This is a genomic window from Planococcus sp. APC 3900, assembly GCF_030407735.1.
Taxonomy (GTDB): Bacteria; Bacillota; Bacilli; order Bacillales_A; family Planococcaceae; genus Planococcus; species Planococcus notacanthi.
Window position 1 is genome coordinate 104,430 of sequence record NZ_JASDCT010000003.1, and the last position, 24,614, is coordinate 129,043.

Genomic DNA, 24,614 nt, shown 5'->3' on the forward strand with positions numbered 1-24,614 from the left:
CTCATTTTTTTCCGCCATTTTAAGATAAAGATTCGTCATAAACTGAAAAGACCTATTGTTTTTTAAAAGTAGGCATTTCCACTGCCAATAGTGCATCTTCTTCAATACTGGCGAAATACAGCATGCCACGCGACTCCGCCACTCCGGTCACGGCTTGATAATCCACTGACGAACTCTGCAGGTCGAGCAGGCAGTTTCCCTGTTCATCAAAAAGCATGGCCCAAGCTGTTTTTGCGGCTTTTGGCTGCAGGCTTTCAGGGACTCGCCACAGAAGCTTGCGCAACAACGCAGGCGCAGTGCCCAAACGGTCCAAAACAGCATTGCGGTTCGTCATCATAGCCACCCAGAACATGCCGTTCCCGATACGGGAGACATTATCCGGAAAGCCCGGCAAATTAGCGGCCAGGATTTCCCGTTTTCCGGTAAGCGCTCCACGTATCCATAGCCGGTTGAGCCGGTAGCCGTCCGTTTCCGCAAAGATCACTGCTTGTTCGTCAGTAGTCAGCGTGATGCCATTGGCGAAATGCAAGCCTTCGAGAACGATTTCCACGCATCCATCAGGATCCCGCCTGAATAGCCGCCCGGACGGACGGTGTTCCATCAAGGCGCCCCTATACTGCTCGAAGTCATAGCGGCTGCTGGATTCCGTGAACCAAATCGTGCCATTCTTTTCGGCTGTGGCATTGGAACAAAAACGGAGAGGAAACCCGTTGACATAGTGGACCAGTGTTTCAATCTCGCCCGTCTCTATATTTAATCGAAGCAATCCCTTGTGTGCGTCGCATATGAGCAAACCCCCATCCGCCAACAGTTCCAGACCTAAGGGACGGCCGCCGGTATCGCCAATGGTTTCTTCAAGATGCCGTTCCGGATCGATACGCAAAATGCGCCCATCTTTTACACCGCAAAGGATACGGCCTTGTTCGTCAATGACGACATCTTCCGGACCAAAGCCGCTGAGCGGAATGCGCCAGGCATGCGGAAAAGGTGTCCGACTGGATTTTTGTGCAGCACGCGGTGGAGCCGGAGGCAGTTTCCGGCGCACAGGCTCAAGAGCTGGTTTTGGTTCGGGTTTGATTTGCGGAAGCGTCGCCCTGCCGGCTTTGGCAAATACATAGGATCCGGCAACCGGGTAAGCATGCATCGCTGCACAGTATATTACTTGTTCTTCGTGTGTCGCCAAAAAAGCGGTTGAACAGAGCGCTTTTTGAAATGCGGTGGCATCAGCCGCACCAAGAACCAGCACTGCTTCATACTCCTGGCGTTCCTTTTGGGCAGGTTCAAAAAGTTGATAACGGACTTCTGAAAATCCGGATACTGCATTGAGTGAAGGTGCCAGACTCTTGGTAAGATATGACCGGAAATCCTTCAGCCGGACGGAAGGTTTTCGGCGGATCAGCACAATTTGCCGATACCCTGTCGGTGACTGGCGAGTGGGATGCCGCAGCGTTCGGCTGTTTTTCAAAGTGGCTTGAAAATAAATCGTTTCAGCAAATACCTTTTCTTCATACAGTTCGGTCAGTTTCCGGTGCTGTTTAGCCGCTGTGGCTTTTAATACATACTCTTCTATCCCGTCAATTCGGTGTAGAGAGCTGATTGCTGTATCGACTCCAGCCAGCTTTGGCCAAAGACCGGTTTGATTTGGATCAAAATGGTGCTGCCGGTATTCAAGCACTCCGCTAATTCGTGAAGCTTTTTGCGCATACACACCACGCCAGTCATCAATCTCTTGTTTAAGGGGAACATCTTCGCGTAAATAAACCAATGCCGACCCCGCTTCAATTTTTCGAATGATCCTCACTTCCGTTCTATTGTATGCGGATGTCCGCATGAATGAATAGCGATTGATGTTAGTTTGTTTGCTGACTGATTTTGTACCAAATTTCCACTTGCTCGTCATCAACGTATGTGCGAATCTTTTTCAACTGAATGTCGAGGTCTTCCAAATGTTCAAAAAACCGTGTCCCTTCCCCCAGCAGTACAGGGGCGAAGCAAATCTGCAGCTCATCAGCCAAATTGGCCGAAAGGAGTTGCTGGCAGACATTCGCTCCAAACACCAGCACATCTTTGCCATCTGCAGCTTTCTTCGCTTGGCTGATGGCCGATTCGATGCCATCAGTCACAAAAGTGAAAGTCAGTTGGTTGTTTTCTTTCGGATGCTTTTCCGGTGGCTGGTGGGTCAATACATACAATGGAACTTGAAACTCATAATGGTCAGCGTAGCCATCCGGATTGCTGGCCATGTCGAAACTGTTGCGTCCCATAACGACAGCACCTGGAAATTCGTAATGCGGCTGGTAGGTTTCGTAAAGCTTGTCTATCTTGCCATGGCGGTCGTTAATAAACCCATCAAGCGAAACAATCATACCGAAATATACTTTTCCCATGTTCCTTCCTCCTCTTTTTCTTGTCGGCAATAACTTAAGTCCTCTATTCGCCGTTAGATGTTCTACTCCTTCTTTATTTTTCAAGGAGAAGCAATCATTTTCGCGTTTTCTTGTTATTGTTTTCGTTTTAGTTCTTGGTGGCGGTTTTGAATTTTAAAGTAAATCCTTAAGTAGTTAATTACATTTATAATAAAAAAACACCTTATTGTTATTTTTTCTAAACTGGCTCGTTTTTGGATATGCATAAAATAGAAAAACACCTGAATAAATGGAGCTCCAAAATAGCGGAATGCTTCAAACTCTCAGGTGCATTTTTCTGTACTGCCTGCTTATTTAATTGATATCTCCCAAATCATCGGCTGCTTATGATCCATCGGTCAAAGCTTTTATCAGTTCATCCATACGCAATGCAATATAGATCAACGCCATTGCAGCAATAGCTTGCCAGATTCCACCAAAAAAGAAACCCACAATAGCGCCAAAACCTATATATATTGCTAATTTTTTGTCCATTTCTATCCCTCCTTTTTGATATAAATAATGATGACTTTCTATTTATAAACAACTTCAAATCGTTCGCAAACAAGCAAAAGATTTTCTGCATAACTTAAACCGTGTACTTCCAACTCTTGGCTGAAAAACTGCTTATGAGCGGTCCACCAATAATCGTAATCTCCTTCGCCTTCTGCCAGCGCAAATTCTTCCGGCACTTCGTTCATCGGAACCAAAGAGACGTCCGTGATACGGATAACAGCAACAGGCATTTCTTTTGAATTGAGAACGATATTGTACTGGCCAACGTGAGGTATTGCCTCGCCTTCCAATTCATACAACACATGAGCTGAACAAGTAGCCGTTTTCTTGCCATCCATAACCAATTCCGCTAACCAATCTGCATCCGCTCCAAATTGAAAAGCTTCCACTTCCACTGGCAATGTTGGATCTTGACTTTTTCGAAATTCATCCCAATAATTAATGATTTCTTTATTCAATTCGAAAACCTCTCTTTGTACATAATATTTTTATTCATTATTATTCATTTTAGTAATGGACAAATAGCCTTTAAGGGCGACCTTACTCCATGAGCACATATTAAATCAAGAGCGCCCATTAATAGGAACTGATTCCTCAGTCATTTAGGATATGTCTCTAGTCATGAGCCGCTTCTTTATGATTTGATTAACTATCTAACAAGCTGTTATCAGAGCTTCGATGTTAGCTTTTTATGTGACATAACCATCGCTTTCCTAATATTACTTATTTTTTATCTGATTGAGCCGTTCGGTGATCCGGACCAATTGATTAAGAATCAAGATTAGAAGCGTGATAATGACAATCGCGAATGCATATAGAATAACTTCATCGCTATCACTGACCGTAAAAATCAAGAGCGCCAAAACCAGATAAAAACCGATAGTGGAAAGTGAAACCGTAATTAATATGCGAATGATCGATTTCATGTAACAGATCTCCTTATTGGACAAGTTACTCAAAGAGTATAATCTTCTTCCTACCACTATATCCATTTTTTTCTTAACAAGCCATTTAATTTCCAACTTAATAACGTATAATGGGAATAATCAAACAGTTAAGAGTACTCTCCTCCCCTCCCCCAAAGTGCTGCTTGCCCAGAAAGGAAAATTCAAGATGACTAATTGTCCAATTTGATAAATCTCCTCTTGTAGACAGTATTTACAAAATGAGCTCTTGGGGGAGATCCATCATGAAACTGAATAGAAATTTCAACTACCTATTGGCCGGGCAGTCATTAGCCAATATTGGTGATGTGCTGTACATCGTCAGTATCATTTACCTGATTTTCGAATTGACCGGCTCAGCCACCGCTGCCGCTGTCGTGCCTTTTGCCATTACAGGTTCGATGTTCATTTCGAATGTCTTGACGCCGATGTTGATGCAGCGCTTCAATTTAAAGTGGCTGCTTGCCGGGTCTCAAATTGGTAAAACAGGCCTGTTGATTGCACTGGCGTTGGGTTTGCCGTTTCTTTCACTGAGCAATTACCCGTGGCTGTTTTTACTGATCAGTCTGGTGGCCATACTGGACGGCTGTGCAAATCCTGTCACACGTTCCCTTATTCCGATCTATGTCGAAAGAGAACAGCTTTTAAAAGCCAACGGGCTCACCGAAACGCTTACTCAGCTGATCCAGACGGCCATGTGGTTTGTCGGCAGCTCGCTATTGATTTGGCTGACGGCAACTGAATTGGTTTGGATAACAGCCGGATTGTTCTTCTTGTCCAGCCTGCTGCTAATCAGTCTGCAGGCCGTTGAATTCACACCGGCGGTACAGCATGGAAAGTGGCAGCAAATCAGCAATGGCTGGAAGACGGTATCGGCCTCTCCAGTGCTGAAACGCATTGCCTTGATGGATATACTGGAAACCATTGCCGGCGCTGTCTGGATTGCAGCGATCCTCTATGTATTTGTCAGCGAGGCACTTGGCGCAGAAGAACAATGGTGGGGCTTCATCAACGGCTCTTTCTTCCTTGGTTTGATTGCTGGCAGCCTTTTCTGCATGCGTTTTTCTGATTGCATTGCGAAGAATCTCAGCCGATTCATCTTTGGCGGTGCCATCTTCAGCAGCCTGGCGACCTTTTTATTTGGATGGAACGATATCGCGTTGCTGGCGTTGCTCTTTTCTTTTGTGGTCGGTATTTTCAGCCAGCTCAAGAACATCCCGCAACAGACCGTCATCCAGACAAGTGTTCAACCAGAACGGCTGCCGACAGTATTTACAACGCTCGGAGCCATCGGTACCGGTACATTCGGAGTTGCCTCACTGTTGATGGGGATACTTGCTGATTTATTCGGCATCCGTGCCGTCTTTATGTTGTCTGGACTGTTGCTGGCTGCAGTTGCCTGGATTGCTTTCGAAGGCAGAAACTATTTATCGAATCTGGCGCAGGAATAAGTAGAAAAAAGGAGGATATCGGAAATTTCCGTTACCCTCCTTCTTTTTAAATTCAAATAACTAAATTGAGTTACTTAATTATTCTACATATCATGTAGACACCAAGTAAGTTAGCGTTTTGATTCTTTCTCAAGAAGGAACACTAATTTTTTCTGCGCTTTTTCGCTGCGAATGATGTTCTGTGCACGTCTGGAGCTTTGCAAATGGTATCTGATCCGTTTATTCGCGAAAAACAAATGGCGGTATCTTTTGTTCGTGTAGAGTTCACTGAACCACTCGGATTCAAGCAATTTTTCTATATTCCGATTGATTTTTTTCGTATTCAAGGTTTCACTTGAGCCAACGATGCCGAAGACCCCTGCAACCAATTCACCTAATAAAGTAAACATTTAATGCCCCCATTCGAATCTGTTTTAGATTTAACTTTACTCAATTTTCTTTTATCAAAGGACGGTGAAAATCAATGTTCTATCAACTTTTAACCATGGCTGTTGTTTTCTCAGCTATTCTATTCATCCACTTTGTTGTCAGTATGCTTCTTGGAATCAACGGGAAGTTCAGCTGGATAAAGTCTTCAGTCCTCAGCCTGGTGTTTACACTGTTTTTTGTCGCGATTCTAGGATTTTGAGTTTCATGTTATCCTTTTCTGATGGTCACAGATTCCCCTTCTGCCAATAATAAAGATTGAGGATGATTAAATTCCGCCACTGTCAATAATGTTTCTTTGTGAATTCGCATGTCCACTTTATTCGAATTCAGCAATTGGGCCACCTGAACTGTGCATTTCTCATAGCGATTCAGGTGATTCATGATGTATTGATGCATTTCTCTTAATTGCCATGGCTTTGTTATGCCGTTATAAACTTCTCTTTGCACAGGAAAACGAAAACCTTGAATCATCTCTGGTGGTGCCTCCGTAATTTCCAGTGAACCGTTTCCTGGAGATAAAACTTGATCGGACGCTAAATAAAAATACTGAGTCATCTTGTCCCTCCTTTTTCCCTTACTCTTAATCTACTTGTTTATTCTATTTAACCATAGCTATGTTAAAGATGTTCTGAGAACGAAAAAACGTCCACAAATTGCTTTTCAGCAGTTGCGGACGTTTTGGTTTATTCATTCAACCCGATCAATTCACTTTTTTCGGGCCGTTCCAGTACATTTCACGCAAGCGGAACTTCTGCAGCTTGCCTGTTGCAGTCTTCGGCAGCGCCTCGACGAACTCGATGGATTTCGGTGCTTTGAAATGCGCCATATTGTCGCGCGTATAAGCGATGATTTCCTGTTCAGTGACGTTTGCCCCTGCCTGCAGGACAATGATGGCTTTCGGCACTTCTCCCCACTTCTCGTCTGGAACTGCGATGACAGCCACTTCCAAGACATCCGGATGCTTATAAAGCACGCCTTCGATTTCTGTCGAAGAGATATTTTCTCCTCCAGAAATGATCATGTCCTTGATGCGGTCCTGGATTTCAATATAACCGTCGGGATAGGTTACAGCCAAGTCTCCTGTATAGAACCAGCCGTCTTTGATCGCTTCCGCGGTTTTTTCCGGATCTTTGTAATAACCGCTCATGACAACGTTGCCGCGGGTGATGATTTCTCCCAGTTCCTTGCCGCTCCATTCGACTTCTTTGCCGTCTTCCTGGTTGACGACTTTGGTTTCGCCGTTAAATGCCAGTTCGATTCCTTGACGTGCTTTGATGGTCGCTTGTTCTTCCGACGTTTTGTCATCAAATGCCTTTTTCCATTCGTTGTAAAGGATAAATGGCGACGTTTCCGTCAACCCGTACACATGCATCATATTCAAGCCCAATAGTTCCTGCGCTTTGCCGATCAATGCAGCAGCAGGCGGTGCACCGGCTGTTGCCATCCGTGGATTGGTGGTGATATTGATGGTTTTCGCTTTCGGTTCGTTGACCAGCATGTTAACGACGGTCGGCGCTCCGCACAACACAGAAATCTTATGCGTTTCAAACAGTTCCAAAATCAGCGGCGGATCGACTTTCCGCAGACAGACATGGGTACCGCCAGCTGCGGTAATCGCCCAGACGCCGCCCCAGCCATTGGCGTGGAACATCGGCAAGGTATGCAGGTAGACGTCATCGTGCTCCACCTTCAAGTGATACAGGAAGTTCGCAGCGTTCAGGTAATTGCTGCGATGCGTCAGCATGACCCCCTTCGGATTGGATGTCGTCCCGCTCGTGTAATTCAACGTCAGCATCTGGTTTTCGTCGATCCTCACTTCCGGAAGCAAGAAATCACGATCCACTTCAATAAAGTCTTCATACGTTACGCCATTGATCTTCGACTCGTGGCCATCCACTTCCACCACGACGTATTTCTCAATCGGCAGCTTGTCCTGAATCTCCTCAATCAATTTGCCGAATTCAGCATCAACGATCAAAGTCTTCGCATCGCTATGATTGATGATGTATTCCAGGTCTTTGGCGGTCAGCCGGTAATTGAGCGGCACCATGACCGCTCCCATTTGGCAGATGCCGTAAAAGCATTCCAGCATATAATGGGTATTCGGCAGCATAACAGCGACGTGGTCGCCTTGCTGGACGCCTGATTGATGCAACGCAAAAGCCAGCCGGTCAGTCCGGTCCCCGAATTCCTTGTATGTAAACGTTTTCTCTTCATCGATAACGGCCACTTTCTCCGGATAATACTTGATGGCTCTGCGCTTCCAATCGAGCGGTGTTAATGGTGCAATCATATCTCCCAATCCCCTTCCGTTCCATCTATGGTAAAGCTTGTCTATTTTAGTATAGGAATGCAGCTCCTGCCTGTCAAACGAACTTTCCGAATCTTTAAACAACCAATAAAAACAGACGAAGATTTCTCTTCGCCTGTCTACTTTCAATCAATTTACTTTTTTGCCGCCGCCCCAGTACATTTCACGCAATTGGAATTTCTGCAGTTTGCCCGTCGCCGTTTTCGGCAAAGCTTCTACAAAATCTACGGATTTCGGTACTTTGAAACGGGACATATTTTCACGGGTATAGTCCAGAATTTCTTTTTCGGTCACTTCCGCTCCTTTATGCAGGACGATGATGGCTTTCGGGACTTCTCCCCATTTTTCGTCCGGAACCGCGATGACAGCAACTTCGGCAATCGCCGGATGCTTGTACAGTACACCTTCGATTTCAGTAGAAGAAATGTTTTCGCCTCCAGAAATGATCATATCCTTAATCCGGTCCTGGATTTCGATAAAGCCATCCGGATGAGTAACCGCCAAGTCGCCTGTATAGAACCAGCCGTCACGGATCGCTTCTGCCGTTTTCTCCGGATCTTTGTAATAACCGGCCATTACGACGTTGCCGCGAGTGACGATTTCTCCCAGTTCCTTGCCGTTCCATGCAACTTCTTCGCCGTCTTCCTGGTTGACGACTTTGGTTTCCCCGTTGAATGCCAGCTCGATGCCTTGACGTGCTTTGATGGAAGCCTGTTGTTCAGGATCGAGGTCATTGAATTCATTTTTCCATTCACAGTATAGAATGAACGGCGACGTTTCCGTCAATCCATACACATGCATCATGTTCAAGCTGAGGATGCTTTGTGCTTTGGCGATCAATGCCGCCGCAGGAGGCGCTCCCGCTGTTCCCATACGGATTTTTTGCTTGAGTTCGATTTCTTTCGCTTTCGGGTCATTGACCAGCATATTGACGACTGTCGGTGCTCCACAAAGTGAAGTGATGCCGTGATTCTCGAAAAGATCAAGAATCAATGGCGGATCGACTTTGCGCAAGCAGACATGAGTACCGCCCGCAGCCGTAATTGCCCAGACGCCGCCCCAGCCGTTTGTATGGAACATCGGCAAGGTATGCAAATAAACATCATCGTATTTGATTTCCAAGTGATGCAGGAAGTTTGCCGCATTCATGTAATTCGTGCGGTGGGTCTGCATAACCCCTTTCGGATTGGATGTCGTGCCGCTTGTGTAGTTAAGGGACAGCATCTGATTTTCATCCAATTCTACCGTCGGAACTTTGGCATCTTCCGGCACTTCACCGATAAATTCTTCGTAATCGACGCCTTTGATCGCTGATTCACAGCCTTCTACCGGAACGATGATGTACTTTTCGATCGGCAGTTCGTCTTGGATTTCTTCGATCAATTTGCCGAATTCCGCATCGACAATCAACATTTTGGCATCGCTATGCTTTAAAATGTACGCCAAATCTTTTGTCGACAGGCGGTAATTGAGCGGGACGATGACTGCTCCCAGCGGCGGGATGCCATAAAAGCATTCCAGCATCGCATGGTTATTCGGCAGCATGACCGCCACATGTTCTTTTTCTTTGATGCCGGCATTATGTAAGGCGATGGAAAGCCGGTCCACCCGGTTTCCGAATTCTTTGTATGTAAATTTCTTGTCTCCATCGATGACCGCAATTTTCTCCGGGTAGTATTTGACTGCACGGCGTTTCCAATCGAGTGGTGTTAAAGTTGCCAGCATAAGTAAATCCCCTTTCGTCTGTAAATTGCTTCACTGTTATATATCAAGTATAGGTAGTGCCCTTAACTGTGTCAATACAGTTTTCGGAATCGCTCGACAATTCGGACGACCAAAGAAAAAACCAGAAGCTCCGTTTATCGGGCTTCCGGTTTGGAAATTCATTATGGCCATTTTAACAATTGTTTTCAGGAAGACCTTCAAGCACCAGTCCGCCGTCTTTGAAATCAAGCGACACTTCTTCCACCATCAGGCTGACGCGTTCGTCAAGCGCAACTTGGATGCCGTTGATTTGCTTGATGACGTCGCCTTGTTCCGGCGCGTCCATCGACAAGCCGAATTGCGGCCCGCAACAGCCTTGCCCCGCGAAATAAAAACGGATGCCTTGTGCTGCATTTTCTTTCATGGATTCCAACAGCATGTCTTTTGCCGGTTGTGTGATGTTCATTAAAAAATCCCCTTTTCTGTTGTGATGAGTCTCTTCATTTTATCATAGCCGATGCTGTCCTGTGCCTGCCATGGGATCAGCGCCGTGCGCGCAGCAAGCTCACGGCTGACTTTTTGAATCCACGGCCATTCACTTTGGGCTTTGGCTTGCAGAAGAGCTTCCATTGTTCCTGTCCCTCCCAGGCTTTGGTTGATGACCCAGTTTTTCGCAACGATTCCTGCACGCTCTAAGTCTTTCTGCAGGCGAGCTGCTTCAAAAACCGGAGTCGCTTCCGGCAAGGTAACGAGCAGAACATCGGTTTCTTCTGGATTGCGCAGGCGCGGCAACAGGTTTTGGACGCTTTGCGGAACTTCTCCAGTCGAGCGTGCCAATTCCTTGTGGTAGGTCTGTGCCGCATCCAGCAGCAATAAAGTATGCCCTGTTGGCGCCGTATCGATGATGACGATTTCGTTGTCCGCTTTAGCGACCACTTCCGCGAACGCACGGAACACTGCAATTTCTTCGGTGCACGGTGAACGCAGATCTTCTTCCAAATAAGCGCGTGCTTCCTCGTCAAGCGGACCTGCCGCTGCCAAAACTTGTGCTTTGTAGGCTTCGATTTCAAGCTCCGGATCGATGCGGGAAACCGTCAACCGATCACCGCCGGTTCCTTCAAAGCGGTCCGCCAAATGCGCCGCAGGATCGGTTGTCGTCAAGTGCACAGGATGGCCTTTTTCAGCCAGACCGACCGCAAGCAGCGATGCAACCGTTGTCTTGCCGACTCCGCCTTTGCCCATTGTCAAAATGACACGTGTATTGTTCACTGAATAATGGTCGACTAAATCCTTCAACTGTTCAAGTCCGGCTGGCAGTTGCTCCCCAATTTCCAGTGGTTCGGGACGCCAATCCGGTTGAGTGAACAAACGCCGCAAGTTCGTGATGCCGGTCAATGGGAATGCCACGAACGGCAGTCTGTGTGCCGGCAAGTTCTTCAAAGCTTGAGGCATTTGCTGCAAAGCCTGGTGATGCTGAAGGGCAAACGCCTGTGACACCGGGTCTTCGTTTTGTTTCGGAGAATAGATACCGTTCAAAATCAGCAGCTGATTCTCGATGCCGATGGATTGAAGCTCCTGGGACGCACGGGCAGCTTCCTTGAACGAAGCCGTGTCCGGACGCGCCACCAGGATCAATGCAGTCTGGCTCGGATCGGACAATGCATCCATAGTACTGGCATACAGTTCCTTTTTGGCATCCAGTCCAGCGAGCGGCCCGAGGCAAGACGCCCCATGTGTGGACTCATCCAAAAATCCGCTCCAGGCAGTCGGCAGCTTCAAGAGCCGCAAGGTATGGCCGGTCGGTGCCGTATCAAAAAGAATATGATCGTAATCGTCCATGACGCGTTTGTCGGCCAAGAGCTTGGTGAATTCGTCGAATGCCGCGATTTCTACCGTGCAGGCACCGGACAACTGCTCTTCCATCCCTTTGATGACCGCTTCCGGCAATTTGCCGCGGTAAGGCCCCACCACTGAATTCCGGTAGGCGCGCGCCGCTTCTTCCGGATCGAGGTTGCAGGCGAACAAGTTCTGGATCCCTTCTATCGCCTGTGGTTCGTTGGTCAGTTCCACATTAAAAACGTCCTGCAGGTTGGAAGCCGGGTCCGTACTTACCAACAGTACCCGTTTGCCGGAATCCGCTAAAGCGACAGCAGTAGCAGACGCAGTGGAAGTCTTGCCGACTCCGCCTTTGCCTGTGAAAAACAAAAATGGTGTTCCGCTGATATCAGCCGGTTTAAAGATATCGCCGGTCATTTTGCACCGGATGATGCAATTTTGACGTTCAGTGGAATCCCGGGTTGTTTAACCGGCTGCAATTCCGTTTCCTCCACTTTGAACCAGGCAGCAAATTCCTGGGCAGTCGGGTATTCTCCGGTTTTAGCCACTTCCCCATCAACGATTGTGAGCGGCAACGATTCGACACCTTTGTCGAACAATAGCGCATTGACCGTTTTATTTTCCACAAAAGCAGCAGGGTCAGTCCCTAAATTAAAACGCTTGATGTCGAAGCCTTTTTTCTCCAACGAAAAAACAGCGGCTGCCACTGCAGTCAGTTTCGGGTCTACTACCGGACCGCAAACACCGGTATCACAGCACATAGCTGGATCGTATATCGTCACTTTAGTCATCAGACATTCTCCTTTAACATTCAGTTTCCCGTTTTGGCAAAAGTTTCGATACGGGTGCCGATTGTATCACGGACTGTTTGGAACACTGTCCATTTTTCTTCATCTGTCCCTTGTGCTTTCGCTGGATCTTCAAAGCCCCAATGTTCACGTCTGACGTGAGGCGGAGTCATCGGACATTTATCGGCTGCATCGCCGCAAAGCGTCACAACGAAATCCGCGCTATTCAACAATTCTGGATCAATGATGTCAGAAGTTTGGGTTGAGATGTCGATGCCCACTTCATTCATGGCTTTTACCGCGTTCGGATTTAAGCCATGAGCTTCGATGCCGGCACTGTAAACATCCCACTCTCCAGCTAAATGTTGTTTCGCCCAGCCTTCAGCCATTTGGCTGCGGCAGGAATTTCCGGTACATAAAAAATAAATCGTTTTTTTCGGCATAATTAGGTTCTCCTCAATTGAGCAGCTTTTGGCAGCCGCTTATTTTTGTCTGCGATTCTCTTCTTATCAGCAGCAATCCACTGGAGCTTCTTTGGCGCGCAGCGCTAATAGCTGGGGGTCTGCCTCTTCAATATGGCTCAAAATATTCTGCAGCAGCGGCGCATGCACCGAATCCTGGTTCAAGGAATAAAAGCGCCATTGCCCTTTTCTGTTTTCTTTCACCAGTCCTGCTTGTTTCAGCTTACGCAGGTGCTGGCTGATGGCCGGCTGGCTCATGCCGAACATCTCGACAAACTGGCAGACACATAGTTCATTGGTCTCCACCAGCTTCATCATCAGCAGGCGTGTGGGATCGCTGACGGCTTTCAGGCAAGCCGTGACGTCAGCTGCAGTTGTTTTTGCTAAAGTCTCCATGAAGATCCACTCCTTTGATTTCAGTATATAACCATTTCGTTATATAAGTCAATTGCGATAAAGATTCAATCCTTAAATCAAGAAAATTTGATTTAAAGCTTGAAAACAGCTGTTTAGAGTTCTATACTTGATTCATCAAATAAAATTGATTTAATGAAAGGTGTGTTAAGCATGGCTTACCAGCTGGAAAAAGAACTCAGAGCTCCTGCAGATTACGAAACCTATGCCATACAATTCAAAGCTCTGGCCGATCCGAAACGGCTGGAATTGCTGAAACTGATCGGAAAGAAAGGTTCTGTCTGTGTCTGCGATCTTGTTGAAGAGATGGCAATGCCTCAATCAAAGCTATCCTACCATTTGAAGATTCTGTTGAATGCCGGCCTTTTGACTAAGGAAACCAAAGGAACATGGAGCTATTACGCGCTGGAATCCGTTGAAATGGAACGCCTGCTCCCTAAGCAGCTGTACAGCTCCCTCATCAACGTGACATGAATGTCCGATTCAGCCAATGATGTTTTGCATGGACAGAAAGCGATATAGGATCATCAATTTTTAAAATAAAAGGAGTCCTTTAAAATGACCACCACTTTACCCATAGCAATTATCGGGGGCGGACCTGCAGGGTTAGCAGCGGCCGCTCAGCTGGTCCAGTACAAGCAGCCATTCGTCTTATTTGAAGCCGGTTCCGGACTTGGGACACATTTTCTTGAATACGGCCATGTCCGTTTGTTTTCCACATGGCGCTATAATATTGACGCGGCTTCCAAAGCTTTATTCAAAGAGCATGGAATCGCTTTGCCGGATCCGGACCGGCTGCCTTATGGACGGGAAATCGCCCAGCAATACCTCCAGCCGCTTGGCCAACTGCCGGAACTGGAGCCTTTTATCCACTTGAACAGCCGAGTTGTTCATGTGCAGCGGCAAGGATTGGATAAAATGAAAACAGCCGGCCGTGAAGAAAAACCATTCGAACTGCTTATCGAAATCGGATCCGGTGAACGCCGGACCGTATTGGCACGTGCAGTCATCGATGCAACCGGTACGTGGCAAAACCCCAATCCGATCGTGTCTGGCGGTGTGGCGGACAAAACTTCAGGATTAGTGGATTACGGTATTCCAGCGATTCTTGGAGAGGACCAAAAGCATTATGAAAACAAACGGATTGCGGTAGTCGGCAGCGGCCACTCCGCTTTGAATTCCTTGTTGGATTTGGTCGGCCTGAAAGCGGCATTTCCAGAAACGCAGATTACATGGATTGTCCGGAAATCTTCGGTTGAAGAGGCTTTAGGCGGCGGAGACGCTGACCAATTGCCGGAGCGTGGAGCACTTGGGCAACGAGTCAAAGCATTGCTGGATGCTGGGCAAATCGATGTGCTGACATCCTGCTTTATCCAGTCCGCGCAGTTAGGCAATGGCCTGGCCATACTGACAGCATTTCGATATGGCGAAGAACTGGAGCTTGGCCCATTCGACCGGGTAATCGCCAATACCGGTTCCCGCCCAAGCTTTGATTTCTTGCGTGAGATCCGCTATGCATTTGATCCAGCTTCTGAAAGTGTGCCTGCACTGGCGCCGCTCATTGACCCGAACGTCCATAGCTGCGGCACGGTGCGGCCACATGGCGAACGGGAACTGCGCCAGCCGGAAAAAAACTTCTATATTATCGGTGCGAAAAGCTACGGACGGGCGCCTACCTTCTTGATGGCCACCGGCTTTGAACAAGCCCGTTCTGTCGTTGCCCACCTTTCAGGCGATTACGAAGCAGCAGTGCGCGTTGAATTGGATTTGCCTGAAACAGGCGTCTGCAGCAACCGGCCGTTAACATTCACCATTGCCGGAGCGGGAAATAACTGCTGTTAAATTAGAGCGAGAACAAATAATTCTATTCATTAAATTATTCACGAATAACAAATAATATCATCCAACAAATTATTCATTGAATTTTCGCAGTCTCGAAAACCCTGAGTGAATATATACGAATATCAATAAAAGCCGGCACTCATTTAGAGTACCGGCTTTTATTCATTATTATTCATAAACTTATTCAGAAGTTAAATGAATTGCATCCAGCTCAACCACCAACAGAATTTCCTGTCCGACGGCCATGCCCTCGGCTTCTTGGTTGGAAAAATGGCTTTCCAATTGATGTCCCTCAACTTGTACGGTTGCTGTATAGAATCCGTGGTTAAAGCGCAGCTGCTGTATCGTTCCCCTTAAGTACAAGGAATCAGGGGACTGCAAGTCATGGCGATGGGCTGCCTTCAACATTTCCGGGCGCAATACCATGTAGGAAGCACCTGACTTAATGCTCTCGCCTACCGGAAATTCAATGGCCTGATCCATTGAAGCGAAGCGGCCGTTTGCAACGTTCCCTTCAATGATATTTTTCAGTCCAAGGAATCTGGCAACTTTCTTGCTTTCGGGCTGTTCATAGATGTCTTTCGCCTTTCCAACCTGCAGCAAACGTCCTTCGCTCATGACTCCGATTCGGTCGGACAAATGGAAAGCTTCTTCACGGTCATGGGTAACGAACAGCACCGTAACACGAAATTCTTTATGGATGCGGCTGAGCAGGTCCCTCATTTCTTCCCGAAGGCCGGGATCCAAGGCACTGAACGGTTCATCCATCAGCAAGACACGCGGGTTGGATACCAAGGCTCTTGCCAATGCTACACGCTGCTGCTGGCCGCCGCTCAATTGATCCGGAAAGCGGCTGCCGAACCCGTCGAGCCCGACATGAACAAGCATGTCACGCGCCTGGGCCAAGCGCTGTTTTTTGCCGATTTTCTGCATTTTTAAACCGAAGGCCACATTTTCCTCCACTGTCATATGCGGAAACAGCAGGGATTGCTGAAACACCATGGCGAATCTTCTGGCTTCCGGTGGAACTGCCGTTACATTGGCGTCTCCTATCCAGATTTCGCCTGCGTCCGGCTCCACCAGGCCCGCCACCAGTTTCAAAAGCGTTGTTTTGCCGCACCCAGAAGGGCCAAGCAGAGAAAAAAACTCGCCTTCGTTTATGGTCAGCTCGACCGGCTTCAAAGAAAATGCCGGATTGTTCTTTTCTGGCGTCTGGCTGTATTGTTTTTCAAGATTGATGATGCGCAGATCGCTCATCGTCCCACTCCTTTAGCCCTTCTCTATGGCGGTTTTCTTGTTTTGATAGTATTTTTTCAAAGCGGTATCCATTACGGCCAAAGTCACGATGGCGATGCCCGCAAACAGCAAGGAATAAGCGGAAGCCACTGCCGGATCCCCACCACTGATGAACGGGAACAACAGTATCGGCAACGTCACCACTTGGCCGGACCCGATGATGAAGGTGATCAAGTACTGGCTTAAAGAAATCAGGACGCTTAAGCTGGCCCCCGCAGCAATGCCTGGCAACAGATGGGGCAGCACCACATAATAAAAACGTGAAACCGGGCCAGCCCCAAGCATGCGTGCCTGATTTTCCCAATCAACTGACAAAGTGGAATAGCTGATGATGATCGCTCGCACCACATAAGGCAAAGTCGGTGAGATATGCGCCAGGACTACACCCCAGATGGTTTCCGTCAGTCCCAATCTCAGAAACGTCAAATGGATGCCCATCACCGCAACAAAAGGCGGAATCACAATCGGTGCAAAAAGGATCGCTTCCCAAAGCCATTTGGCGCGGAGTTGATGGCGAACAAGAGCAATGGCAGCGGGTATTGCAAGCAGAATATTCACAGCCGTGACGGTAAATGCAATTAATAAGCTCATCCAAACGGCTTGCCACGTACCGGAGCTTCCAAATAGCACATATTCCCAGGCACGGAAACTGAATGACTCAGGCAGAATGTGCGGCCATTGCCAGCCAAACGACAGACTCGACAGTACCAACGGGATAAACGGTAGACCAATGACTATGAATAAAAGAATGAATAAAAAAGTTTTTAATAAGACTCGGGGTTTATTCATCAATCCCACCCCTTCATTACATTCCAGCGTTTGCTGAAATAATAAACGACCAGCCCCAATAAAATGGTTAAAGCCGCCAAGATGATATTCACAGCTAACGCTTCCGGCCGGTCCGCCAATGTACCGCTTGTGTAGAGTTGATACGAATAGACCGGCAACATGCTTGGGTACGTTACCCCCAACAAGAATGGAACCTCAAAAGCAGAAAACGTGAAAACAAAAACGATGAATGCCGCAATCGTCCATGCCGGCAAGATCGCCGGCAGGACAATTTCACGGATAAAACTCAAGTTTCCTGCACCGTAGACACGGGATACATCACGCCACGACCGGTGGATCCGAGACAATACCGGATAAATCATCAAAGATACAAAAGGGGCCTCTTTCCAGGCATAGGTTAAAATAATGCCCCAGCCGAATGGATCATTGACCAGCACGGGAAACTCCTGGATTTCCTCAATCCATCCAAAGTTTGCAAAAATCTTTGACATAAAACCGCTTTGCATAAACAGCAGCACAATAATATAGCCGCCGACCAGATGTGGAATGGTTAACGGCAATTGGAACATTCGGTGCCAGAGCTGTGTATTTCGCGACTTTGCAGATTCATTCAGCATAAAAAGCGACACCGCAATTGCTGCACCCAATACGGCTGAAATCAGAGACGACAAGGCGGCCACACGTACGGTCAAGGATAAGGATTCCCAAAATGCAGAAGAGCGGAACAACTCCGTATAGGCGGTCAGTTCAAAACCGGTTTCCCCGATTGCCGGAAAATAGCCGAGGCTTTTCAGCAGCCCATCAAAAAGTCCTCCAAAAAACAGGAGGACAATGGTGCCGATGGCTGGCAGCAGCAAAAGATAAGGCTTACTCTTTTGCCACATTTTCCATCCAACCTTTTTCGATAATTTCGATATAATCTGCAGACAATTCAGGAAGGCGGTGTTCTTCCAGGTCTTCTAATGGAAGAGTTGCCTCGCCCATGTCCACATTATTCATGGCGTCTTGTTGTTCAGGAGACAGTTTCTCCAAATCCAACGCCGACAGATCTCCCCAGTTTTCAGGAGACAGTTTAGCGGTTTGGGCTTCCGGCGACATCATTTCGTTGATGGCCACCATTGCTCCCGCTTTATCAGAAGAATTAAAAGGAATCGACAGGAAATGCGTATTGGACAGTGTTCCGCCTTCCAGCACGAATGTGCGCGTGGATTCGGGGAATCGCCCTTTCAATACTTCGCTGGCAGCTAGCGCCGGATCATAACTCATGGTCATTCCGATTTCACCGCTCGCAAACAATTGATCTTGCTTGGCCAGGCTTTCAGGATAAGTTGTTCCTTCACGCCATAAATAAGGCTCGATTTCATTCAAGTACTGCCACATCGGTTCCAGACGTGCTTCCAAATCTTCGATGTCTGCAGCCGGCTGCTGGTATTGCTCATAACCGCCTGTCGTTTCATAGAGCACGTGGCGGATAAATGCACTTCCTGTAAAATCAGGCAAGGCAGGGTAAGTGAACTGGCCTGGGTTTTCTTTGACCCATTGCGCCAGCTCATCCATTGATTTCGGTGGGTTTTCCGACTTCAGTTCATCGTGGACAAAAACAAATTGGGCTTTGCCCCACGGCGCTTCAAGCCCGTCGACAGCTTCCCCGAAATCGGTTGCAATTTCCGGTGCTTCTGCATCGACATAGTCATTGAAATTCGGCAACTGGCCACTGAAATCTCCCCACAGCAACTCATTGTCTTTCGCCGCTTTAAAATTTTCGCCGTTGATCCAAATGATGTCCATGCTGCCGTCATTCTTGCCGGCAGCTTTTTCATCAACCAATTGATTGATGATGTCCTGCGCGTCATTCACAGGCACACGGGTTAATTCCACGTCGTGCTCTTCTTTCAACCGGGGAGCCACCCATTCATCGAGGTAGCGGTTTATGTTATCGTTCCCGCCCCACATGTACATATTGACTTCCTGCCCCTTAGCCGCTTCTGAAACTTCGTTCCAGTCGTCCGTCAATAAGCTGCCTGTTTCTTCCGCTGCCCCGCTCCCGTTTTCATCAGAACATGCAGCTAGTGTGAGTGCCAACAATCCTGGCATTAACAATGTATACTTTTTCACTCTTTCCACTTCCTAAACGCTTAGTAAAATTCACTTTATCCGTCGAGCTATTGCTTTTTATTCCATTTATTGCGAATCAAAATCGGAACTGCGGTCAAAACGGCAAAAACCAGGACCGCCAAGATCATAATCCGTGGATTTCCGCTGATAAAACTGCTCCCTAAGAAATTATAGGCGAAGGTACCTGGAATGATACCAATCAATGTCGCTAAGGCAAAAGATCCAAAGCGAACTTTCGCGAATGCGGCTGCGTAGCTGATCAAGTCGAAATTGATGACCGGAATAAAGCGGAACAACAGAACATAGAGAAAGCCGTTTTGTTCCATTTGCGATTGGATTTTCCCAGCATTTCCAGTCCATTCTTTGCGGACCAGGCTTTTCCCTACTGATTTGGCGATAATAAAGGACAGCATAGCACCGAGTGTCGCTCCGATAATGGTATAGAGCGTACCTTGCCAGGCGCCAAACGCCAGGCCGCCAGCAATCGACAGTACCGATGCCGGGAAAAAGACCAATGGCCTGATGGTATAAATCAGCATATAGATGGCCGGTGCCCAAAAGCCGAATGATAAAATCCAGCTGCGGATGCCATTTGCGTCAACATCAAAAACGGAACGACTTAACCAGACAATCAGGACGATGGCTGCTGCTGCCAGCAACCATTTCCCGATTATTGGAGCGGTGCCTTTCTTCATGAATTGCGCGTATGCGCCGAGATGTTGTAATACCGGTTTTTCATTTCATCGTAGCGTTTTCGGTTGACGCCTGCGTCTGAATAGCCGATTCGTGAAGCTGAACGGAATTCGATTCGTTGGTCGGCATCGTTAAAATAAAATTCGATGTCGTCTTTAAAGCGCATCGTTTTGGATTTCGCGACAGCGTATACGTAATTTTCGTCGTTTTGGACGATCGTCACACCTTCATAGCCTTTCAACATCCCGATCAAGTTCTTTTTCGCCTGGCTTTTCGTGCCATTGTATGGCCACGCAGGAACAAATTTGTCTTTAGAACCAGACTGGGATGACACGGCGTTTGGTGTTGACGGCATTTCTTTCAGACGGCCGTTTTCTACGCCGAGCTTCGGTTTGACATTGTTTTTGATGGCCATGTTCGCGATGCCGATCCCCGCTGCAGTTGCCGCTCCGTAAATGGCGACTTTTTCTGCCGGAATTTCTCCCGCTTTCGCTTTATTGAATGTTTTGACGACCGGTTGGTTCAACAAGTTATCAACATAGACTTTCTTGCCGATCTTCACCAGCACTTCGCTGTAAGTCGGATAGGGATGGATGACACCTGACAGTTTGCCCATGTTGATGTGCAGGGATTTGATGGTCTGGATCTGGCTGATGATTTCCCCGGCGCGGTCGCCGAGAATGCTCGCCCCTAAAATGTAGCCTTTTTTATCCAGAATGATCTTCACTTTGCCGATGCTGTCTTTTTTGGTATTGGCACGATCGATGTCAGCGTAATCGTGTTCATAAACCCGGATCGATTCGCCGTATTTTTCGCGCGCTTCTTCTTCGGAAAAACCGGATCTGCCGAGTTCTGGATCCGTGTATGTACACCACGTGACATGCTCGTAATCCATTTTTTTGTTGATGGGTAAGATGGCATTCTGCGTAGCCGTAATGCCTTGCGCATTGGCCATATGTGATAATTGGTACGGTCCGACAACATCGCCGATTGCATAGATGCCTTTAGCGGTAGTTTCCATATGGTCATCCACTTGGATGCTTTTCGAATTGTATTCGACGCCTGCTTTTTCCAGATTGTAGCCTTTGACATTCGCTTGGCGTCCAAGCGCTACCAAAAGCCCTTCTCCGGTTACCGTCATTTCTTTGCCATCTTTTTCGATTGTCAAATCGATTTGATCGCCTTTTTGATCAGCTTTAACGGCAGTAGCACCTGTATGGATCGTTACGCCTTCATCGATCAAACGCTGTTGGATCATCAAGACCAATTCTTCTTCATCTTTCGGCAGGATTCGCTCGAATTTCTCGACCAGCGTTACTTTCACGCCGATGCGGTTCAGTGCCTGGCTCATTTCGACGCCGATAGCCCCTCCACCAAGTATAGTCATGGATTTCGGGAAGGTTTTCTGGGTAAAGAGGGTTTCATTCGTCAAATACGGCACTTTATCCAGTCCGTCGATTGGCGGTACCATCGGTGATGAGCCTGTGGAAAGGATAAACTTCTTCGCTTCAATGCGTTCGCCAGCCACTTCTACTGCATGCGGACCCACGAATTTGGCATAGCCGTTGATGAAATCAATGCCTGACTGTTTCAGCACTTCCGGTGATTCTCCCGCATAGACTTTCTGTATCACTTCCTGGATATCTTTCAGGACGGCAGATGTGTCGATTTGGAGGTTGGGTGAATATTTTTTGGCATGATGGACTTCTTTTGCCGTATTGATCAGCGATTTACTTGGAATACAGCCTGACCAAGTACATTCTCCGCCCGGTAAGTTCTTGTCGATCAAAACCACTTTTTTCGAGAATCCCGCTCCTGTAAATGCAGCGGTCAAACCGGCTGCGCCAGCTCCAATTATTGCGATATCATATTTTTTTACCATCTTTACCATTTCCTTTCTTATTCTAAATTAGTATCATCTTAACAAACTACTGAAAAAACTTACTCCTAATCAGACTCGGATCGCGAGAAAAAATGAAATCCCCTTTTTCGCCTTCGAGTGGGATTACGGGTTTGAATCAGGAACATATACTATACTGAAAGTAACTTGAAAATGAAAAAGGTGAACTGAATGTTGGATACACACGCTCGAAAACATGTTCAACCAGTCGTAGAAAAGACGGCTGATTTCTTGCTGTCAAAGGGTTTCACGGCCGACGGTGTTACAAAAATCGCTTTTGCAGTCGGCATGTCTTCAGGTATTTTCATTTACCTGGACCAGCCTTTCTGGGCTGTTTTCGTTCTTTGGTTTTCCGGCTATCTCGATGTCGTTGACGGCACCATGGCACGCAAAACCAAACCATCTTCATGGGGGACCTTGCTGGATATCAGCTTTGACCGCTTGGTGGAAATCAGTGTAATCGTGGGGTTGGCATTCCGTTTTCCCGAATCGATGTGGGCATTGCTGCTGTTGAGTGTCTCCATCATCATTGCCATGACCGTGTTCCTGACGGTAGGTGCTTTGTCCGATAAACAAGGGATGAAGTCGTTCTATTACCAGGCTGGCTTGGCTGAAAGAACAGAAGGCTTTATTCTCTTTACCCTAATGATTATTTTTTCAACATACTTAACTGCAATTACTTTATTTTTTTTCGCTGTGCAAATCATCACGATCTGCCAGCGGATGGCCGAAGCCCGGCGCATTCTGAAGTAGATAGGAGAAGAGACGGATGAAGAATCTTGTGCTGGTCGGAGGCGGACATGCACATTTGCATTGCCTGGAACAACTGAAAACGGATTTCCCGAAAGACTGCCGTGTTGTAGTGATATCCCCCTCCCCTTACCAATATTATTCTGGCATGTTTTCAGGATTTGCTGAAGGTGTTTATAGCGAAGATGACATTCGCATCCATCTTCAAAAACTAAGCGAGCATGTCGGGGCGGAGTTTATCGAGGATACTATCATCGCTGTCGATGCTATGGCAAAAGAGCTTACAGGTTCAGACGGAGCGGTTTATCCCTATGACCTGGCATCGTTTGACATCGGTTCGCAAAGCGATGTCCCCCAAGCTGCAGAAGATTATGCTTCCTCCATTAAACCCAATTATCGGTTTCCGGAGCAATTGCTTCAGCTTAGAAATACGGCGCATCCTGTAGTCGTTGGAGGAGGTGCTTCGGGAGTGGAATTGGCATTCTCCATTTCAGCCTGGAGAAAGCGTAATATGCTCCCTGCCAATGTAGCACTATTCAGTTCGGCTTCCCTCCTCCACAGCCAAAGTAAAGCGGCTTCAAGAAAAATTGAAAATGTCGCTAAACAAAAAGCTTTGCCATTTATGACGGGGGTGTCGGTGCAAGCCATCGACAGCATCAGCGTGACGGCGAGTGACGGCAAAAGCTATCCCCAATCAGGTGTATTGTGGCTGACGGGTCCGAAAAGCGCAGCTCTCTTTAGGCTTTCCGGCTTGGCTACAGATGCCGGCGGATTTTTGCTGGTCAACGACAAGCTGCAAAGCATCCGGCACCCTGATTTATTTGGAGCCGGAGACTGTATAACCATCGATCGTTATCCGGTCCTCGCCAAAAATGGCGTTTATGCGGTTCGCCAAGGTCCAATTTTATGGACAAACCTAAAGAATAGACTTTTGGGAGATGCGTTGTTGCGCTTTGTTCCGCAAACGCGATATCTCTCCATTTTGTCGACCGGCGAAGGTCAAGCATTCCTGACATACGGAAAACGGGCTTTGCATGGCAAGTTTCCTTGGAAAATGAAGCAACGGATTGACCGGAAATTTATGAAGCGCTACAAAGATCTTTATGAATAGAGAACGGAAATACAGATTGTTATTTCTGACATGCAAAAGCCCATTCCTGTGACGACCTGTAAAGTCAGCATAGGAATGGGCTTTTTCTTTTTAATTTTCTTCACCTAGAGTCGACACGCGATCAAATGCTGTTGACTTTCCATTGATGAAGACATCAATCACTTCATGGTGATCATCCAAAGTCAGCTTGTAGACATGCTGCTTTGCAGGAATGCTGCTGCCGTCCGCTTCACTGATCAAAATTTTAAGTGTGTCGTCCTGTTCTTCAATATCGGTAAGAGGATCTCCTGCAGATTGATAAATTACGTAGGCTGTTTGTTCACCTTCATAGATGAGCTGCAGGGGTTCATGTGGATTGATCAGCTGTTTTAAATTGTCCGGCACGGTTTCGACTTCACTGAAGCTGAGGATCGAATCGTCCGAATTGCAAGCGACCAATAAAAATGTTGCTAAGACCACTAACATCATCTTTTTCATCAAGCAAACCTCCTGTCCTCTCTTATCTTTTCGGCTGCTGCCTACCTTCCGTTTCTGTCCGGCAAGGCAAGGAAGTCAGTTTTTTATAAGCGATCAACATCAGTCCGCAAACAAGAGCCGTTGCCAAGAACGTTCCTATATAGAAAACAGGGGAAGTTACAGTCCCAAAAGACACTGTACTCTGGAGATTCCCTGTATTTTCCCACGCACTTGAAAAATTAGGTCTATAGGTGACGGTCTTTACATAACCGACTGCAAGCGACGATAAAAAATAAAGAATATGAAACATTGCCGCTCCCAATAAAGCCTGCCCAATTATTTTCATATCCAACTCCCCTTTTATATTCCATTATTTAGTATATCAATCGATTCCATCTCTGTA

27 protein-coding genes are annotated in these 24,614 nt (G+C 47.2%); 5 read left to right on the plus strand and 22 right to left on the minus strand.

Going from position 1 to position 24,614, the window contains the following annotated elements; all coding sequences use genetic code 11:
* Positions 1–52 precede the first annotated feature (52 nt).
* The 5 genes from QMA04_RS07345 to QMA04_RS07365 all read right to left on the minus strand — a co-directional run bounded on the left by QMA04_RS07345 (position 53) and on the right by QMA04_RS07365 (position 3,847).
* Entirely contained in the window at positions 53–1,900 is a 1,848-nt protein-coding gene (locus tag QMA04_RS07345) for an SMP-30/gluconolactonase/LRE family protein (protein WP_290184854.1), read from the minus strand.
* The gene (locus tag QMA04_RS07350; protein ID WP_290184856.1) at positions 1,851–2,387 is read right to left on the minus strand and encodes a dihydrofolate reductase family protein; all 537 of its coding nucleotides are present in this window, start codon (positions 2,385–2,387) and stop codon (positions 1,851–1,853) included. Before QMA04_RS07350 ends, QMA04_RS07345 begins: the two co-directional genes overlap by 50 nt.
* A gap of 363 nt (positions 2,388–2,750) precedes the next feature.
* On the minus strand, positions 2,751–2,900 hold the full coding sequence (locus QMA04_RS07355; RefSeq protein ID WP_290184858.1) for a hypothetical protein: 150 nt from the start codon (positions 2,898–2,900) through the stop codon (positions 2,751–2,753).
* Between the two features lie 38 nt (positions 2,901–2,938).
* Entirely contained in the window at positions 2,939–3,379 is a 441-nt protein-coding gene (locus QMA04_RS07360; RefSeq protein WP_290184860.1) for an ASCH domain-containing protein, read from the minus strand.
* Positions 3,380–3,640: 261 nt separating this feature from the next.
* Positions 3,641–3,847, minus strand: coding sequence for a hypothetical protein (locus QMA04_RS07365; protein ID WP_290184862.1), 207 nt, complete (start codon positions 3,845–3,847; stop codon positions 3,641–3,643).
* 263 nt (positions 3,848–4,110) lie between these two features.
* Here QMA04_RS07365 and QMA04_RS07370 point away from each other — a divergent pair, with 263 nt between their 5' ends.
* A complete protein-coding gene (locus QMA04_RS07370) occupies positions 4,111–5,316 on the plus strand; it encodes an MFS transporter (protein WP_290184864.1) in 1,206 nt (401 codons plus the stop codon).
* Positions 5,317–5,426: 110 nt separating this feature from the next.
* On the opposite strand, the gene QMA04_RS07375 is transcribed toward QMA04_RS07370, so the two are convergent.
* From QMA04_RS07375 to QMA04_RS07415, 9 genes are all read right to left on the minus strand, one after another.
* A complete protein-coding gene (locus QMA04_RS07375) occupies positions 5,427–5,705 on the minus strand; it encodes a hypothetical protein (RefSeq protein WP_290184865.1) in 279 nt (92 codons plus the stop codon).
* 247 nt (positions 5,706–5,952) lie between these two features.
* Complete coding sequence (locus tag QMA04_RS07380; RefSeq protein ID WP_290184866.1) at positions 5,953–6,300, minus strand: hypothetical protein; 348 nt, start codon at positions 6,298–6,300, stop codon at positions 5,953–5,955.
* Positions 6,301–6,445: 145 nt separating this feature from the next.
* Positions 6,446–8,038 carry a long-chain-fatty-acid--CoA ligase gene (locus QMA04_RS07385; protein ID WP_290184868.1) on the minus strand — a complete coding sequence of 531 codons (1,593 nt, stop codon included), beginning with the start codon at positions 8,036–8,038 and terminating at the stop codon, positions 6,446–6,448.
* 147 nt (positions 8,039–8,185) lie between these two features.
* The gene (locus QMA04_RS07390; protein ID WP_290184870.1) at positions 8,186–9,781 is read right to left on the minus strand and encodes a long-chain-fatty-acid--CoA ligase; all 1,596 of its coding nucleotides are present in this window, start codon (positions 9,779–9,781) and stop codon (positions 8,186–8,188) included.
* A 172-nt stretch (positions 9,782–9,953) separates the two neighbouring features.
* Complete coding sequence (locus tag QMA04_RS07395) at positions 9,954–10,226, minus strand: iron-sulfur cluster assembly accessory protein (RefSeq protein ID WP_203339941.1); 273 nt, start codon at positions 10,224–10,226, stop codon at positions 9,954–9,956.
* Complete coding sequence (arsA, locus tag QMA04_RS07400; protein WP_191715720.1) at positions 10,226–12,013, minus strand: arsenical pump-driving ATPase; 1,788 nt, start codon at positions 12,011–12,013, stop codon at positions 10,226–10,228. The genes QMA04_RS07395 and arsA overlap by 1 nt, the downstream gene beginning before the upstream one ends.
* Positions 12,010–12,387, minus strand: coding sequence for an arsenite efflux transporter metallochaperone ArsD (gene arsD, locus QMA04_RS07405; RefSeq protein WP_191715721.1), 378 nt, complete (start codon positions 12,385–12,387; stop codon positions 12,010–12,012). Before arsD ends, arsA begins: the two co-directional genes overlap by 4 nt.
* Before the next feature lie 20 nt (positions 12,388–12,407).
* On the minus strand, positions 12,408–12,827 hold the full coding sequence (gene arsC / locus QMA04_RS07410) for an arsenate reductase (thioredoxin) (RefSeq protein ID WP_290184874.1): 420 nt from the start codon (positions 12,825–12,827) through the stop codon (positions 12,408–12,410).
* Positions 12,828–12,893: 66 nt separating this feature from the next.
* Positions 12,894–13,241, minus strand: coding sequence for an ArsR/SmtB family transcription factor (locus tag QMA04_RS07415; protein ID WP_191715723.1), 348 nt, complete (start codon positions 13,239–13,241; stop codon positions 12,894–12,896).
* A gap of 171 nt (positions 13,242–13,412) precedes the next feature.
* Between QMA04_RS07415 and QMA04_RS07420 the strand changes: the two genes are divergently transcribed.
* Both QMA04_RS07420 and QMA04_RS07425 read left to right on the plus strand, forming a co-directional pair.
* Positions 13,413–13,733 (plus strand): ArsR/SmtB family transcription factor, encoded by a 321-nt coding sequence (locus QMA04_RS07420; RefSeq protein ID WP_191715724.1) that lies wholly within the window; start codon positions 13,413–13,415, stop codon positions 13,731–13,733.
* Positions 13,734–13,817: 84 nt separating this feature from the next.
* A complete protein-coding gene (locus tag QMA04_RS07425) occupies positions 13,818–15,101 on the plus strand; it encodes an NAD(P)-binding domain-containing protein (protein ID WP_290184878.1) in 1,284 nt (427 codons plus the stop codon).
* Positions 15,102–15,281: 180 nt separating this feature from the next.
* Here the strand turns inward: QMA04_RS07425 and QMA04_RS07430 are convergent, their stop codons facing one another.
* Genes QMA04_RS07430 through QMA04_RS07455 form a run of 6 tightly spaced genes read right to left on the minus strand, consistent with a single transcriptional unit; the run spans position 15,282 to position 21,876 of the window.
* Positions 15,282–16,358 (minus strand): ABC transporter ATP-binding protein, encoded by a 1,077-nt coding sequence (locus QMA04_RS07430; RefSeq protein WP_290184880.1) that lies wholly within the window; start codon positions 16,356–16,358, stop codon positions 15,282–15,284.
* A gap of 12 nt (positions 16,359–16,370) precedes the next feature.
* On the minus strand, positions 16,371–17,186 hold the full coding sequence (locus QMA04_RS07435) for an ABC transporter permease (protein WP_290184882.1): 816 nt from the start codon (positions 17,184–17,186) through the stop codon (positions 16,371–16,373).
* On the minus strand, positions 17,186–18,070 hold the full coding sequence (locus QMA04_RS07440; RefSeq protein WP_290184883.1) for an ABC transporter permease: 885 nt from the start codon (positions 18,068–18,070) through the stop codon (positions 17,186–17,188). Before QMA04_RS07440 ends, QMA04_RS07435 begins: the two co-directional genes overlap by 1 nt.
* Positions 18,054–19,301: an ABC transporter substrate-binding protein gene (locus QMA04_RS07445; RefSeq protein ID WP_290184884.1), complete on the minus strand. Its 1,248-nt coding sequence runs from the start codon at positions 19,299–19,301 to the stop codon at positions 18,054–18,056. Before QMA04_RS07445 ends, QMA04_RS07440 begins: the two co-directional genes overlap by 17 nt.
* Before the next feature lie 47 nt (positions 19,302–19,348).
* On the minus strand, positions 19,349–19,996 hold the full coding sequence (locus QMA04_RS07450) for a TVP38/TMEM64 family protein (protein WP_290184885.1): 648 nt from the start codon (positions 19,994–19,996) through the stop codon (positions 19,349–19,351).
* Complete coding sequence (locus tag QMA04_RS07455; protein ID WP_290184886.1) at positions 19,993–21,876, minus strand: FAD-dependent oxidoreductase; 1,884 nt, start codon at positions 21,874–21,876, stop codon at positions 19,993–19,995. The genes QMA04_RS07450 and QMA04_RS07455 overlap by 4 nt, the downstream gene beginning before the upstream one ends.
* A 189-nt stretch (positions 21,877–22,065) precedes the next feature.
* On the opposite strand from QMA04_RS07455, the gene QMA04_RS07460 reads away from it, so the two are divergent.
* Positions 22,066–22,647: a CDP-alcohol phosphatidyltransferase family protein gene (locus tag QMA04_RS07460; RefSeq protein WP_290184887.1), complete on the plus strand. Its 582-nt coding sequence runs from the start codon at positions 22,066–22,068 to the stop codon at positions 22,645–22,647.
* Between the two features lie 16 nt (positions 22,648–22,663).
* On the plus strand, positions 22,664–23,755 hold the full coding sequence (locus tag QMA04_RS07465) for an FAD-dependent oxidoreductase (protein ID WP_290184889.1): 1,092 nt from the start codon (positions 22,664–22,666) through the stop codon (positions 23,753–23,755).
* A 90-nt stretch (positions 23,756–23,845) separates the two neighbouring features.
* Here QMA04_RS07465 and QMA04_RS07470 read toward each other — a convergent pair whose 3' ends face one another.
* Positions 23,846–24,232, minus strand: coding sequence for a hypothetical protein (locus QMA04_RS07470; protein WP_290184890.1), 387 nt, complete (start codon positions 24,230–24,232; stop codon positions 23,846–23,848).
* 22 nt (positions 24,233–24,254) lie between these two features.
* Positions 24,255–24,557: a hypothetical protein gene (locus QMA04_RS07475; protein WP_290184892.1), complete on the minus strand. Its 303-nt coding sequence runs from the start codon at positions 24,555–24,557 to the stop codon at positions 24,255–24,257.
* Positions 24,558–24,614: the final 57 nt, after the last annotated feature.